This is a genomic window from Microbacterium sp. Root553, assembly GCF_001426995.1.
GTDB lineage: Bacteria > Actinomycetota > Actinomycetes > Actinomycetales > Microbacteriaceae > Microbacterium.
On the sequence record NZ_LMFY01000002.1, the window covers coordinates 162,845 to 177,250 of the forward strand.

At 69.1% G+C, this 14,406-nt stretch carries 12 protein-coding genes and 1 tRNA gene; 10 read left to right on the plus strand and 3 right to left on the minus strand.

Features of this window, described 5'->3' with window-relative positions:
• The first annotated feature begins 32 nt into the window (after positions 1-32).
• Positions 33-1,757, plus strand: a complete 1,725-nt coding sequence (gene poxB / locus ASD43_RS14855; protein WP_056420090.1) for a ubiquinone-dependent pyruvate dehydrogenase — start codon at positions 33-35, stop codon at positions 1,755-1,757.
• A 48-nt stretch (positions 1,758-1,805) separates the two neighbouring features.
• Here the strand turns inward: poxB and ASD43_RS14860 are convergent, their stop codons facing one another.
• Together ASD43_RS14860 and ASD43_RS14865 are read right to left on the minus strand one after the other, a co-directional pair.
• Positions 1,806-4,604 carry a hypothetical protein gene (locus tag ASD43_RS14860; protein WP_056420093.1) on the minus strand — a complete coding sequence of 933 codons (2,799 nt, stop codon included), beginning with the start codon at positions 4,602-4,604 and terminating at the stop codon, positions 1,806-1,808.
• 29 nt (positions 4,605-4,633) lie between these two features.
• Positions 4,634-6,457, minus strand: a complete 1,824-nt coding sequence (locus ASD43_RS14865) for an HSP90 family protein (protein ID WP_056420096.1) — start codon at positions 6,455-6,457, stop codon at positions 4,634-4,636.
• 191 nt (positions 6,458-6,648) lie between these two features.
• Here ASD43_RS14865 and ASD43_RS14870 point away from each other — a divergent pair.
• From ASD43_RS14870 to ASD43_RS14905, 8 genes are all read left to right on the plus strand, one after another.
• Positions 6,649-6,721 (plus strand) — tRNA-Trp (locus ASD43_RS14870).
• 39 nt (positions 6,722-6,760) lie between these two features.
• Positions 6,761-7,033: a preprotein translocase subunit SecE gene (gene secE / locus ASD43_RS14875; RefSeq protein ID WP_056420099.1), complete on the plus strand. Its 273-nt coding sequence runs from the start codon at positions 6,761-6,763 to the stop codon at positions 7,031-7,033.
• A 41-nt stretch (positions 7,034-7,074) separates the two neighbouring features.
• Entirely contained in the window at positions 7,075-8,133 is a 1,059-nt protein-coding gene (gene nusG / locus ASD43_RS14880) for a transcription termination/antitermination protein NusG (protein WP_056420102.1), read from the plus strand.
• Between the two features lie 894 nt (positions 8,134-9,027).
• Positions 9,028-9,459: a 50S ribosomal protein L11 gene (gene rplK / locus ASD43_RS14885; protein ID WP_056420105.1), complete on the plus strand. Its 432-nt coding sequence runs from the start codon at positions 9,028-9,030 to the stop codon at positions 9,457-9,459.
• 11 nt (positions 9,460-9,470) lie between these two features.
• A complete protein-coding gene (gene rplA / locus ASD43_RS14890; RefSeq protein ID WP_045254236.1) occupies positions 9,471-10,160 on the plus strand; it encodes a 50S ribosomal protein L1 in 690 nt (229 codons plus the stop codon).
• 161 nt (positions 10,161-10,321) lie between these two features.
• A complete protein-coding gene (locus ASD43_RS14895) occupies positions 10,322-11,137 on the plus strand; it encodes an amino acid ABC transporter substrate-binding protein (protein WP_056420107.1) in 816 nt (271 codons plus the stop codon).
• A 3-nt stretch (positions 11,138-11,140) separates the two neighbouring features.
• On the plus strand, positions 11,141-11,806 hold the full coding sequence (locus tag ASD43_RS14900; RefSeq protein ID WP_056420111.1) for an amino acid ABC transporter permease: 666 nt from the start codon (positions 11,141-11,143) through the stop codon (positions 11,804-11,806).
• On the plus strand, positions 11,793-12,650 hold the full coding sequence (locus ASD43_RS14905; RefSeq protein WP_056420114.1) for an amino acid ABC transporter ATP-binding protein: 858 nt from the start codon (positions 11,793-11,795) through the stop codon (positions 12,648-12,650). The genes ASD43_RS14900 and ASD43_RS14905 overlap by 14 nt, the downstream gene beginning before the upstream one ends.
• 15 nt (positions 12,651-12,665) lie before the next feature.
• Here ASD43_RS14905 and ASD43_RS14910 read toward each other — a convergent pair whose 3' ends face one another.
• The gene (locus ASD43_RS14910; protein ID WP_056420117.1) at positions 12,666-13,319 is read right to left on the minus strand and encodes a LysE/ArgO family amino acid transporter; all 654 of its coding nucleotides are present in this window, start codon (positions 13,317-13,319) and stop codon (positions 12,666-12,668) included.
• Positions 13,320-13,389: 70 nt separating this feature from the next.
• Here ASD43_RS14910 and ASD43_RS14915 point away from each other — a divergent pair, with 70 nt between their 5' ends.
• Entirely contained in the window at positions 13,390-14,265 is an 876-nt protein-coding gene (locus tag ASD43_RS14915) for a LysR family transcriptional regulator ArgP (protein ID WP_200946621.1), read from the plus strand.
• Positions 14,266-14,406 lie beyond the last annotated feature (141 nt).

Consider the following 14,406-nt stretch of genomic DNA (forward strand, 5'->3'; position numbering starts at 1 on the left):
CCTGGTCACCCGCGCGGGCGTAGGTTGGAATCATGGCAACCGTCGCAACGAACATCGTCAAGACCCTCCGCGCCAACGGGATCGACCGTGTCTACGGCCTTCCGGGTGATTCCCTCAACGGGTTCACCGACGCCCTCCGTAAGGACGGCGGGATCCGATGGGTGCACGTCCGCCACGAGGAGTCCGCGGCGTTCGCGGCGGCGGCGGATGCGTCGCTCACCGGCGACCTCGCGGTGGTGGCAGGCTCCTGCGGGCCGGGCAACCTGCACCTGATCAACGGTCTCTTCGACGCCAACCGCTCGCGGGTCCCGGTGCTGGCGATCGCGGCCCACATCCCGACGTCCGAGATCGGCACCGGGTACTTCCAGGAGACGCACCCGCAGGAGCTCTTCCGCGAGTGCAGCGTCTACGTCGAGTACGTCGCCGATCCGTCGCAGATGCCGCGACTGCTCGAGATCGCGATGCGCGCAGCGATCGAGCAGCGAGGGGTCGCGGTGCTGGTGATCCCCGGCGATGTCGCCCTCTCCGAGATCGCCGATGACCGTGCGGTCGTCATCGAGCGCACGCATCCGGTCGTCGTGCCCCGCGCCGACGAGCTCGAGCGAGCGGCGACTCTGCTGAACGCGTCGAAGAAGACCACGATCCTCGCGGGTGCCGGCGTCGAGGGCGCGCACGACGAGGTCGTCGCGTTGGCCGACCGCCTGGGCGCGCCGATCGTGCACGCGCTCCGCGGCAAGGAGTTCATCGAGTACGACAATCCCTTCGATGTCGGGATGACGGGACTGCTCGGTTTCGCCTCCGGCTATCGCGCGATGGAGGCCGCCGACACGCTGCTGGTGCTGGGCAGCGACTTCCCTTACGAGCAGTTCTACCCCGAGCACGCCACGACGATCCAGGTCGACATCCGCGGATCGCAGCTGGGCAAGCGGCATCCGCTCGATCTCGGCCTGGTCGGCGACGTCGGCGCGACCGTCTCGGCGCTGCTGCCTCGACTCGCCGAGAAGAGCGATCGCGGCCATCTCGACGACGCGACGGCGCACTACCGCAAGACCAGGGCGAAGCTCGACGACCTCGCCACGCCGACGAAGGCGGGGCGCCCGATCCACCCGCAGTACCTCGCGCGACTGCTCGACGAGCAGGCCGCGGATGACGCGATCTTCACGGCCGATGTCGGCTCGCCCACCGTGTGGGCCGCGCGCTACCTGTCGATGACCGAGAACCGTCGACTGATCGGATCGTTCACGCACGGCTCGATGGCGAACGCGTTGCTGCACGGGATCGGCGCCCAGGTGTCCCATCCCGACCGTCAGGTGGTCGCTCTCGCCGGCGACGGCGGACTGGCGATGATGCTGGGCGAGCTGCTCACCCTCACGCAGAACCGACTGCCGGTGAAGACGATCGTGGTCAACAACTCGTCGCTGAACTTCGTCGAGCTCGAGATGAAGGCGGCCGGGTTCGTGACCTACGGCACCGATCTCACCAACCCGAGCTTCGCGGCGATCGCCGAGGCCATGGGCATCTTCGCGCGTCGCGTCGAGAACAGCGAGGACCTGCCCGAGGCCGTGCGCGAGGTGCTCGCCCACGACGGCCCCGCACTGCTCGACGTCGTGACCGAGCGGCAGGAGCTGTCCATGCCGCCGGCGATCGAGGCCGAGCAGGTCAAGGGATTCGCCCTGTACGCCATCCGCACGGTCATGTCCGGCCGGGGCGACGAGCTGCTCGACCTCGCCAGGGCGAACTGGCGGCAGCTCCTCTGAGCTCGGCCGGCCCGCGTCGGCCGGGAGGAGCACCGGCCCGCGTGTGAGTCAGCTGTCGAGCAGGCCCCGCACCTCTTCGGCCTCGGCGTGGCGTCCGAGCGTCTCCAGTGCGGTGCCCAGCTCCAGAGCGGAGACCTCGCGCAGTGCGGGCTCGCCGGCGGCGTGCTCGATCGCGCTGCGATAGATCGGCACGGCGTCGCCGGGGCGCTCGTTCGCCGCGAGCAGACGGGCGGCGAACAGTTCGGATCCGCCCGCCGAGCCGAGGTCCCCGACCGCGGCGAACCCGTCCGCCGCGGTGAGCGCTGCGGCGACGGCCTCGTCCGTGCGCCCGAACTGCGCGAGCACGCGACCGCGGGAGTCGGTGACATCGGCGAGCAGCCATCCCGCGTCATGCTCCCGGGCGAGGGCGGCGACCTCGTCGAGCAGCGAGAAGGCCCGCTCGTCCTGACGGGCTCCGTACGCCTGGCCGAGGTTGTGCAGCACGTCGGCGAGGGTGCCGACCGCCTCGGGGGCCTGCCGTGCGAGTGCGGATGCCGTTTCGAGCGCCTCGATCGCCTCGTCGTGCTCGTCGAAGCGCGCGAGGATCTTCGCGCGCTCGGTCAGCGCCACGGCCTGCTCGGCGTGCTCGTCGTCTTGGCCGAAGAGCTCGGCGGCGTAGCCGAAGGCGCCGACGGCCTGTCCGTACTCTCCCGATGCCGCCAGCGCACGGGCGAGCAGGGACGCCGTCATCGCACGTGACGCGGCCGGCACCTCGGTCTGCTCCTCGCGCTCCAGCACCTGGGCGAACAGCTCCGCGGCGACTGCGGCATCACCGGCCGAGAGCATGGCGCGTGCGAGGCGGAAGTCGGCGCCGGCCTGATCGCCGCCCTCCTGCGCGACGAGCCGCGAGGTCACGCGGTAGCGGGAGACCGCCTTCTCGGCGTCCCCCGCGTCTTCCCACAGTGCGCCGGCGAGCAGATGCGCAGCGGCCAGCGCCGTGGTCGCGCCGAGCCCGGCGAGCAGACGGCACGCCTCATCGGCATCCGCCGCGCCCTCGACGAACGCGTCGCTGCCGCCGCGCACCCTGGCCCGTGTCTGCAGCGCCTGCGCCCGATGGCCGATGCTGAGGTCGTCTTGTGCGAGGAAGCGGTCGAGCACGGCCGACGCGTTCTCGATGTCACCCGCGTGCAGCATCGCCGCGACGGCCACCAGCGTCGTGGTGTTCGCCAGCCGCACGTCGCCGGCCTCGACGAACGCCCTCGCGGCGATCTCCGCCATGTCCAGAGCCGCCGCGGGCTCCTCGGACTGCAGGTGCAGCGAGGCCCGGCTGATGGCGAGGTCGCCGCGCGACCACGCGGGCAGAGACGCCGCCTGGGCGAGTGCGTCTTCGAGGGCGGCTGCGGCGTCGGGCGTGGTCGCGCCGAACGTGGCGAGTCCGAGCCGCTGTTCGAGGTCGGCCTGATCGTCGAGTCCGGTCGCCCGCAGAGCGTCGATGCGCGCCGGGAGCAGGCCGGCCGCCTCGGCGTCGCGGTCCAGGGCGATGAGGATGCCGATCTGCATCGACAGGAGCTGCGCGATCTTCGCCGGATCCTCGACGCCCATCGCGTGCGGGAGGGCTCGGAGCGTCTCGTGCTCGGCGCCGAACTGGGCGAGCTGCATGGCGCGGTCGAACCAGGCATCCGGATCCGCCGGAGCGGCGGCGTCGGGAGCGGTGGAGAAGACATCGGAGCGGATCGGCACGTCGTAGTGCTCGCTCGACAGGGCGCGCGTCCTGGCGAGGCTGCGCGCGTGGCCGTCGGTTCCGTCACGCCGGTCGAACTCCGCGCCGAGGCGTTCCGCCGCCGCCCACGATGCCGCGGCGAGGTCGTCGGCATGCCAGGCGCCTTCGTGGGCGCCGAAGAACTCGACGAGCGCGGGGGAGTCCGCACCCCGCACCGGGGTGTCGCCGTGTCCGGCCGCGGTCACCCGATCGAGCGCGAAGGCGAAGGCCCCCAGCGCCACGACGTGCGCGTCGACGTTGAGGCCGTCGTGGCCCAGCCACGAGATATGACGCTCGACCTGGGCGAGCGCGCGAGCCTCGTTGCCGGTGAGCGCCGAGAACACGATGTTGTTGGCCACGATGCGCAGGTTGTCGGGGTTGTCCTTGGCGAGGCGGTAGCTGCGCAGATGGGCGCTCCTCGCCTCGTCCAGCTGCCCGGCGCGCAGATACGGCACGAGTACGCGGGAGAGCGCGTGCTCGGGTTCCTCACCGCAGGAGAATCCACCCTCCAGCATCTCCTCGACCAGACGGATGGCCTGGTCCTCACGGCCCGTCTCGGCGAAGAATCCGGCGAACTGGCTGCGTCCGCAGGCGTCGCAATGGCTGTGGTCATCGCGGGGTGTGGCCTCCAGCTGCACGCGCAGCGCCTCGGCGTCGTCGATGCGGCCGGCCTCCCAGGCGTCCTCGAAACGCGCCGTCAGCACGCCGCTGAGCCCGAGTCCGCCCGCCCGGTAGTGCGCCTCCATGTCGTCCAGCACGGCCGCGATCTGCTCGGCGGAGAACGCCGGCGACGAGCGCAGCGACGAGGCCATCCACTTGAACTGCCACATCAGGTCGGCGCCGCCGTATTCGAGGTCGGCGGGGAAGCGCTGCGGGTCCGCGTCGTGCCGGGCCAGGCACCAGGCGAACGAGTTCAGCATCACATCCGTCGCGCCGTTCATGTTGGCCGACGCGGTCTGCCGCATCCGCGCCTGGTACTCGAGTCGTTCGTCGCCGATCTCGATGGCGAGCGCCACCGCTTCGGCGACGAGGGCCTGCTCGGCCGGGCCCCAGGGGGTGCGGTCGATCTCCTCGACGAGCTGCGTGAAGCGCGTGCGCGAGCGTTTCATGGTGAGTCCTTCGGGCTGTGGTGGGCGGGTCAGAACGCGTCGTCGAACGGCAGCGAGTCCTCTTCGAGGCCGGCCGAGAGGGCGACCAGGTCGGTGAGGGCTGTCGTCATGAGGGCGCGGTCGGAGTCGGAGAGCGGATGGTGTCCGGACAGCAGGGCCTGGATGTAGAGCAGCTGCACGGTACGGGCGAACACCGCGTCGTCGGCGACGCGCACCAGGGCCCGCACCACGCGGTTCGACCAGTTCAGACACAGGCGGGCGCGGAGATCCTCGGGCCCGCTCGTCGCGGCGGTCGCGTCGATGCGATCGAGCACCCCGCCCCACAGCGATCCGGTGATCCCTCGCGTGCGACCGCGATCGATGCGGCGCAGCACCTCGGGGTCGGCGACGTAGAGCGCGGCGAGCTCGGGCTGGTCGACGGAGCGCACCGTGACCGAGCAGTCCGAGGCGCTCAGCACGGCGCTCGCCCTCGCCTCGAGGGCGAGCGCGGCGTCGCGGTCGTCCAGGGGAGGGGGATCGAGGCGGTCGAGTTCCCCGGTCACATCGACGACCTCGACGGTGACCTGGGGATAGAGGTCGGGCAGCATGCCCACGATGTCGGAGTCGTAGAGGTAGCCGCCGTTGACCAGGACCTCGGATGCCGGTGAGATGCCCGCCACCTGACGGAACTCGTCGACCGACGGGGCGACGCGCACGTGCGGGTACCGCTCGACCAGATCGCCGATGCGCATCGTGCCGTGCGTGGTCTCGAGGGTCAGCCACCGGGTGATGAACCGCGCGAGCTCCTCGTCGTGGCGGACGAGCGACTTCAGCCCCACCTCGTGGATCGCCACGAACTGCGCGAGCCGGTGGGGTTCGCGCAGCCCGAGCTCGAGGACCCAGCGACGGATGCCCGCGCCGAGGTGCTCACGCACCCGCTCGAGGGCCGCGTCGTCGACGAGGGACTCGCGACTCGCGGTCGGCGACAGGCCGGTGGAGTCGATGACCGCGCGGACGAAGAACGCCCATTCCGGCAGCACGTCGTCGACGCGCTCGCCGAGCAGCATCCGACCCAGATACGTGCGCGTCGCCTGGCGTGCGCCCGGAGGCGGGGCGAACGGCAGCACGTAGGCGAGTCCGCGCGTGCCGGTCGCCGGCTCATGCAGCTCGATCGCGTCGAAGGGGGCGGCGCCGAGGAGGTCGCGCCCGTACCGCACGGCCTGCTCGATGTCGTCCGCGGCATCGAGGAACGGCGCGGGGCGGGTGATGTCGATGTCGCCGGTCGGTGAGTCCACCGTCACCCGCACGGGCAGGAACTCGGCGAACGCCGTCGCCAGCTCGCGCACCGCGGCGGGGCGCAGCAGGTCGTCGGCGTCGAACCGCGCCGAGAGGTGCACGCTGGTGCCGATGGGCAGATCGTCGTCGATCTCGACGACGCGGAAGGTGCCGTCCGCGTTGCCGGTCCATTCGACCGCCGAGCCTCCGCGTGCGCTGCGCGAGCGGATCACGATGGTGTCGGCGACCATGAAGCAGCTGAGCAGCCCGATGCCGAACTGGCCGAGGTAGTCGCTGCGCGGGAGGTCGAAGATGTCGCGTTTCGAGCTGCGCCCCACGGTGGCCAGCAGATCCGCGACCTCGTCGATGGTGAGACCGATCCCGTCGTCCCGCAGCACGAACTCGCCGGAGGCGTCGGTGAGCGGGGTGATCCGGATGTGACCGCCCGCACCGTCGACCTCTCGGCGCGCCGTGACGGCATCCCGCGCGTTCTGCAGGAGCTCGCGCAGATAGACGCGTGGGCTCGAGTAGATGTGCCGGCTCAGAAGGTCGACGACCCCGCGCAGGTCCACCTGGAACTGCTGCACGTCAGCACTCACCGCATCGCCTCCTGTCGCGTCCGCTCGCCGAGCCTAACAACAACGGCACGTCGGGGTCCGGTTCGGTCGCGGCCGAAGGATGCCGTATGCTTGACGAGCAGTTGTTGTCTGCATTCTTTCGCCGTGCCCGGTCCTCCGGTCAGGTCAAGGATGGCAGGATGAAGATGACACCCCGAGACCATCCGGTCTCTAGGGCGGTAGCTCAATTGGCAGAGCAGCGGTCTCCAAAACCGCAGGTTGCAGGTTCGATTCCTGTCCGCCCTGCGCGTCAGCACACGCTGACACACGAAAGGTACATTCAGGATGGATCAGGACGAACCGCGCGGCGAGGTCGTCGCGTCCGGCGCCACCCGCGAGAAGAAGCGTGGACTCGTGGGCTTCTTCGCGGGCATCGCCCTGTTCTTCCGTCAGGTCATCGCCGAACTGCGCAAGGTCGTCACCCCGACCCGCAAGGAACTGGTCAAGTTCACCGCAGTGGTGCTCGTCTTCGTCTTGATCGTCATGGGCATCGTCTACGGACTCGACACCCTGTTCGCCTGGGTGACGCACGTGGTGTTCGGGGTTCCGGGCGCCTGACGCCCTCGCGGCCCTGGCCGCAGTGATTGGAAAGAAACAACGTGGCTGAACGATATTCCGACGACGCCGACTGGGCGACCGCTGCCGAGCAGTCCAGCGAGGAGGACGAGGCCCAGGAGGGCAACGTCCTCGCCGCTGAGGAGAACTCGGTCACCCCGGCCGAGCACGTCGCACTGCACGTCGAGGACGTCGACGCCGAGCCCGAGACGCAGGACGACACCGATATCGAAATCGACGACCCGGAGGCTGACGCCATCGTGAACGACGCTCTCAATCTCGACGAGGCGGCAGAGGCTGAGGCCGCCGCCGAGGTCCTGAACGAATCCGTGGCGGACGAGACCGCCGAGCACGAGGCCGCCGAGGCCGACGAGGTCACCCCCTACGACGGTCCCGACGTGAACGGCGAGGACGACCGTCCCCAGGCCGACACGGACGAGGATGACGACGACGCCGAGGGCGAGGGTGACGACGCCGAGGAGGACCCGTACGAGGCGTTCCGTCTCGACCTGCGGATGCTGCCGGGCAAGTGGTACGTCATCCACTCGTACGCCGGATTCGAGCGCAAGGTCAAGGCGAACATCGAGCAGCGCAAGTCGACGCTCGAGGTCGAGGACGAGATCTACCAGATCGAGGTCCCGATGGAGGACGTCGTCGAGATCAAGAACGGCCAGCGCAAGATGGTCACCCGCGTGCGCATCCCGGGCTACGTGCTCGTGCGCATGGAGCTCACGGAAGACACCTGGTCCGTCGTCCGTCACACGCCTGGCGTCACCGGCTTCGTGGGCAACGCCCACAACCCGACTCCGCTGCGCTTCGAAGAGGCCTTCAACATGCTGAAGTCTCTCGTCGAGGTCAAGGACGTCCCGACCGCCAAGAACATCGCGTCGAAGGGCGGCGTCGCCGTCGCTCGTCCGCTGCCCGCCGAGGTCGATTTCGAGGTCGGCGAGACCATCACGATCAAGGAGGGCTCGTTCGCGGGTCTGCCCGGTTCGATCAGCGAGATCAAGCCCGAGAGCGGAAAGCTCACCGTGCTCGTGTCGCTCTTCGAGCGTGAGACCCCGGTCGAGCTGTCGTTCGACCAGGTCACGAAGATGATCTGACACACGTCGCACGAGAACGGCCGTCCCGCTTCGGGGCGGCCGTTCTCGCATCCGGGGTCAGTTCTGCATCCGTGATTCCGGGGCGGGGTCAGTTCCGCATCCGGGATTCTGTGCGGGGTCAGTTCTGCATCCGGAACGGGCTGTTCCGCTGCGTTATCGACCCCGCTCGGCATCCGGCACGTCGGCGAGGCGGCGTCCCGCGGACAGAGTCCATCCGGGGTCACTTCTGCATCCGTGATTCGGGCGGGGTCACCTAAGCATCCGTGATTCGGTGCGGGGTCACTTCCGCATCCCGAACCGGCCGTTCCGCTGCGTTATCGACCCCGCTAGGCATCCGGCACATCGATGAGGCGGCGTCCCGCGGGCAGAATCCGTGCGGGGTCAGTTCTGCATCCGTGATTCGGACGGGGTCAGTTCTGCATCCGGAACGGGCTGTTCCGCTGCGTTATCGACCCCGCTAGGCATCCGGCACGTCGATGAGGCGGCGTCCCGCGGGCAGAATCTGTGCGGGGCCAGTTCTGCATCCGTGATTCCGTGCGGGGTCACTTCCGCATCCCGAACCGGCCGTTCCGCTGCGTTATCGACCCCGCTAGGCATCCGGCACATCGATGAGGCGGCATCCCGCGGGCAGAACCCGCGCGGGGGCACTTCCGCATCCGTGATTCTGTGCGGGGTCACTTCCGCATCCCGAACCGGCTGTTCCGCTGCGGTATCGACCCCGCCCGGCGTCCCGTGCCTCCGGACGGCGTGCGTCGTCGGCATGCCCCGGGATCGGGTAGACTTACGTGGTTTGTGTGCCGCTTCGGCGTGCGCGCGAACCCCACCGCTGTCCGGAACCGCCGGATCGCGGGAGAAACGGATGCCGAGGCATCCGATTCGATGAAAGGAAAGAGAATGGCACCGAAGAAGAAGGTGACCGGCCTGATCAAGCTTCAGATCAAGGCCGGCGCTGCCAACCCGGCGCCGCCGATCGGCCCCGCGCTCGGTCAGCATGGCGTCAACATCATGGAGTTCTGCAAGGCGTACAACGCCGCGACCGAGTCGCAGCGCGGCAACGTCATCCCCGTCGAGATCACCGTCTACGAGGACCGCAGCTTCACGTTCATCCTGAAGACCCCGCCGGCGGCGGAGCTCATCAAGAAGGCCGCGGGCGTCCCCAAGGGCTCCGCGACCCCGCACACCGTCAAGGTCGCGAAGATCACCAAGGAGCAGGTCCGCGAGATCGCCGAGACCAAGCAGGCCGATCTGAACGCGAACGACATCGAGGCTGCCTCGAAGATCATCGCCGGCACCGCCCGTTCCATGGGCATCACGGTCGAGGGCTGAGGAGAATAATCATGGCTACCAAGTCCAAGGCTTACAAGGCTGCCGCCGAGAAGATCGAGGCAGACCGTTTCTACACCCCCTCCGAGGCCGTCGCTCTGGCCAAGGAGACCGGCTCGTCGAAGTTCGACTCGACCGTCGAGGTCGCGCTGAAGCTCTCGGTCGACCCCCGCAAGGCGGACCAGATGGTGCGTGGCACCGTCATCCTGCCGCACGGAACCGGTAAGACCGCCCGCGTCATCGTCTTCGCCACCGGCCCCGCGGCCGAGGCAGCGATCGCCGCAGGTGCCGATGAGGTCGGCGGCGCCGAGCTCATCGAGAAGGTCGCCGGCGGATGGACCGCGTTCGACGCGGCCGTCTCCACCCCTGAGCTCATGGGCCAGGTCGGTCGTCTCGGAAAGGTGCTGGGCCCGCGCGGTCTGATGCCGAACCCGAAGACCGGCACCGTGACCCCCAACGCTGCCAAGGCAGTCGAGGAGATCAAGGGCGGAAAGATCGAGTTCCGCGTCGACAAGCATGCCAACGTGCACTTCGTCGTCGGCAAGTCCTCGTTCACCGCCGAGCAGCTCGACGAGAACATCGGCGCAGCGCTCGAGGAGATCGTGCGTCTGAAGCCGTCGAGCTCGAAGGGCCGCTACATCCAGAAGGGCGCCGTGTCGACCACGTTCGGCCCCGGCATCCCGCTGGACGTCAACGCCATCTGAGTGTGACATCGGAAAGGCCCCCGCCGCGTGCGGGGGCCTTTTCGCATTCTCCCGGCGCGACATCCGACGACATCCGATGCGCGATGCGACCCGGATGCCGCGTACTGTGGGGGAGTTCCGCGCCACAGCACCGCGCCTCATCGCACCCCAGGAGGGTACCCATGTCCCGTCGCCTCATCGCCGTCACTGCACTGGTCGTCGCCGCCACCGCACTCACCGCATGCAGCGGCACAGCCTCCCCCGAGAGCACCTCGACATCAGGGGGAGCGGGGTCCGACCTCGGCCTCATCACCGACGGCACCCTCACGGTCGCGACCGAGGGCACGTACCGCCCCTTCAGCTTCCACGACGACGGCGGCACCGGAGACCTCACCGGCTTCGACGTCGAGATCATCCAGGCCGTGGCCGACAAGCTGGGACTCGAAGTCGAGTTCCAGGAGACCCAGTGGGACGCGATCTTCGCGGGCCTCGATGCGGGGCGCTTCGACGTCATCGCGAACCAGGTCACCATCAACGACGACCGCACGGCGAAGTATCTCTTCAGCACTCCCTACACCGTGTCGCCCGGAGTCATCGTCGTCGCGGAGGACGATGACTCGATCTCCTCGTTCGACGACCTCGAGGGCAAGACCACCGCGCAGTCGCTCACCAGCAACTGGAAAGACCTGGCCACCGAGTCCGGTGCCACGGTCGAGGGTGTCGAAGGCTGGGCGCAGGCCGTCGAGCTGCTGCGCCAGGGTCGCGTCGACGCGACCATCAACGACAAGCTCACCTTCCTCGACTACGAGAAGACCACCAGCGACTCGGGTCTGAAGATCGCCGCCGAGACCGACGAGGCCGGCGAGCAGGCGTTCGTGTTCACCAAGGACAAGACCGCGCTCGTCGACGCGATCGACACCGCTCTCGACGAGCTGCGTGCCGACGGAACCCTGGCCGAGATCAGCGACAAGTACTTCGGCGAAGACGTCACCCAGTAACCCATGGACAACCCCTGGCAGCTGTTCCTCGACTCGCTCGGGCCCATCGCCCTCGCGGGTGTGACGGTCACGGTTCCGCTCGCGCTGGTCTCCTTCGCGCTCGGCCTCGTGATCGCGGTCGGCATCGCGCTGATGAGGATCTCGGTGAACCCGGTGCTCTCGGGCATCGCGAGGTTCTACATCTCGGTCATCCGCGGGACGCCGATGATCGTTCAGCTGTTCGTGATCTTCTACGGCCTCGGGTCCATCGGTCTGAAGATCGACCCGTGGCCGAGCGCGATCATCGCTCTGTCGCTCAACGTGGGCGGCTACGGGGCGGAGGTCGTCCGCGCGGCGATCCTCTCGGTCCCCAAGGGGCAGTGGGAAGCCGCGTACACGGTGGGCATGAACCGCACGCGCACGCTGACCCGCGTCATCCTGCCGCAGGCCGCTCGGGTATCGGTGCCGCCGCTGTCGAACACGTTCATCTCGCTGGTCAAGGACACCTCGCTGGCATCTCTGATCCTGGTGACCGAGCTGTTCAAGGTGGCCCAGCAGATCGCCTCGGCGACCCTGGAGTTCATGGTGCTGTACCTCGCCGCGGCGCTGGTGTACTGGGTGCTCTGCCTGATCCTCTCGTTCGGGCAGAGCGCACTGGAGAGGAGACTCGACCGCAATGTCGCTCACTGACCCTCCGCACTCCCCGGATCCGACGCCCGACGATGTGTCCTCCCCGGCGCCGGGGCCGACGGCCGACGCGCTGCTGACGGCTCGAGAGCTGCGCAAGAGCTTCGGCGACAACGAGGTGCTCCGCGGCATCGACCTGACCCTGCACCGCGGCGAGGTCGTGGTGCTGATCGGCCCCAGCGGGTCGGGCAAGACGACCGTGCTGCGTGCGCTGAACGGGCTCGAGACTCCGGACTCCGGCACCATCGTGGTCGCGGGCGGCCCCGACATCGACTTCGCCCCGGCAGCCGCCGTCGCACCGCGAGTGCGGGCACGCAGGCGACTCGCGCTGCGCGACCGGTCGGCGATGGTCTTCCAGCACCACAACCTGTTCCCGCATCTGACGGTGCTCGAGAACGTCATCGAGGGTCCGTGGCGGGTGCAGCGTCGGCCGAAGGCCGAGGCGGTCGCCGACGCGCGTGCACTGCTCGCGAGGGTGGGGCTCGCCGACAAGGAGGATGCGCACCCGCATCAGCTCTCGGGCGGGCAGCAGCAACGTGTCGGTATCGTGCGGGCGCTCGCCCTGCGGCCCGACCTGCTCCTCTTCGATGAGCCCACCAGCGCCCTCGACCCGGAGCTCGTCGGTGAGGTGCTGCTGGTGATCAAGGAGCTCGCCGACGAGGGGTGGAGCATGGTGGTCGTGACCCATGAGCTGAGCTTCGCGCGTGAGGCCGCCGACCGCGTCCTCTTCATGGATGCCGGGGCCGTGGTCGAGTCGGGAACTCCGGCCGAGATCTTCGGCGCACCGCAGCACGAGCGCACCCAGCGCTTCCTCGCGCGCATCCTGCGTCCCCTCGACGGCGCGTGAGGGCGAGGCCGTCGATCAGGCGGCGATGACGGGCAGCACGAGGCTGATCGCGAGTGCGATCATGACGACGGCGATCAGCGCGTCGAGCACCCGCCACGACCGCTCGGTGCGCAGCCATCGGCCGAGATAGCGCGCACCGAAGCCGAGGGCGGTGAACCACAGCACGCTCGCTGCGATCGCCCCTGCGGCGAACAGCCACCGCTGCTCGCCGTGCGTCGCCGCGATGGATCCGAGCATCAGCACCGTGTCGAGATAGACGTGCGGGTTGAGCCAGGTGAGTGCGAGCACGGTGAGGACGACGGATGCGAGTCCTGCGCGCCCGCCGGTGCCGGCATCCGCGGTCCGAGGGCGTGCGCCACCCTCGACCGTGTCGACGCGCAGCTGCCCGCCGCCCCGCCATGCACGGCGCGCGGCGAGCAGGCCGTAGGCCAGCAGGAACAGCGCACCGGCCCATCGGGCGGCGACGATGAGCCAGGGCGCCGACGAGATGAGGAAGCCGAGCCCGGCGACCCCGGCGGCGATCAGCAGGGCGTCGGAGAGCGCGCAGATGACGACCACGGCCGCGACGTGCTCGCCTCGCATGCCCTGTCGCAGCACGAAGACGTTCTGGGCGCCGATGGCGATGATCAGGGACAGGCCGAGGCCGAGACCCGAGAGGACGGAGAGCATGCCTCAAAGGTAAGGACCGCTGCACATGAGCACCAGCGAGGATTCCTACCGAACCATTAGCATCGCTGATGTGAAGATCGATCCCGAACTCGCCGCCACCGTGGCCGCCGTCGCCGACGAGGGCACGCTCGATGCGGCATCCCGCGTGCTGCGGATCACCCCGTCTGCGGTGAGTCAGCGCCTCAAGGCCCTCGAAGAGCAGCTGGGCAGAGTGCTGCTGGTGCGCACCAAGCCCGCCCGCCTCACCGAGGCGGGCGAGGCGGTGGTCCGGCTCGCCCGTCAGATGGCACTTCTCGAGCACGATGCGCTCGCCGGTCTCGGGCTGCAGAGCGAGGATGCGCCCCGCGCGCGCATCCCACTCGCCGTGAACGCCGATTCGCTGGCGACCTGGTTCCTGCCGCCGCTCGCTCGGCTCTCGGCCGTGCACGATCTCGACTTCGACCTGCACCGCGACGATCAGAACTTCACGGCGCGTCTGCTCGAGTCGGGCGCGGTGATGGCCGCTGTCACGAGCGAGGCGACCCCGGTCGCCGGCTGCTCGGTCTCGCCCCTGGGGGTGCTCGAGTATCACGCGATGGCGGAGCCCGCGTTCGTGCGGCGCTGGTTCCCCGACGGGGTGGCCGCGCAGGCTCTCGCGGCGGCCCCGTTCGTCGACTTCGATCGCCGCGACGCGCTGCAGCACGAGTGGCTCGCGGCGCAGGGGGTCGAGCAGCAGGGGGTGCCGCGGCACTATGTGCCCGCATCGCACGACTACGCGCTCGCCGTGCGGCTGGGGCTCGGCTGGGGAATGGTCCCGGTGCTGCAGCAGGGTGACGGCCTCGTTCCCCTCGGCGGCCCCCCGCTGCGGGTCGCGCTGTTCTGGCAGCAGTGGAATCTGCGCTCCTCCCTGCTCGACACGATCGCCGCCGACATCGCCGCGGAGGCGCGGCGCGTGCTGTCGCGCTGAGATCCGATCCGAAGACGACGACGCGCAACCATCCGACCGGTTACTAAGACGTGTAGACGTTTTAATCTCAAAATGGGCACAAGTCGTACAGCTATGCGACTTCAGGGGTTGCTTTCCTGCATTCTGTGGACAAAACTGTCC

Bases quoted from the DNA above. Each gene is read 5' to 3' on its own strand.
- ASD43_RS14860 (WP_056420093.1), bottom strand. From the start codon at position 4,604: ATGAAACGCTCGCGCACGCGCTTCACGCAGCTCGTCGAGGAGATCGAC.
- ASD43_RS14900 (WP_056420111.1), top strand. From the start codon at position 11,141: ATGGACAACCCCTGGCAGCTGTTCCTCGACTCGCTCGGGCCCATCGCC.
- ASD43_RS14910 (WP_056420117.1), bottom strand. From the start codon at position 13,319: ATGCTCTCCGTCCTCTCGGGTCTCGGCCTCGGCCTGTCCCTGATCATC.
- poxB (WP_056420090.1), top strand. From the start codon at position 33: ATGGCAACCGTCGCAACGAACATCGTCAAGACCCTCCGCGCCAACGGG.
- rplA (WP_045254236.1), top strand. From the start codon at position 9,471: ATGGCTACCAAGTCCAAGGCTTACAAGGCTGCCGCCGAGAAGATCGAG.
- ASD43_RS14905 (WP_056420114.1), top strand. From the start codon at position 11,793: ATGTCGCTCACTGACCCTCCGCACTCCCCGGATCCGACGCCCGACGAT.
- ASD43_RS14895 (WP_056420107.1), top strand. From the start codon at position 10,322: ATGTCCCGTCGCCTCATCGCCGTCACTGCACTGGTCGTCGCCGCCACC.
- secE (WP_056420099.1), top strand. From the start codon at position 6,761: ATGGATCAGGACGAACCGCGCGGCGAGGTCGTCGCGTCCGGCGCCACC.
- rplK (WP_056420105.1), top strand. From the start codon at position 9,028: ATGGCACCGAAGAAGAAGGTGACCGGCCTGATCAAGCTTCAGATCAAG.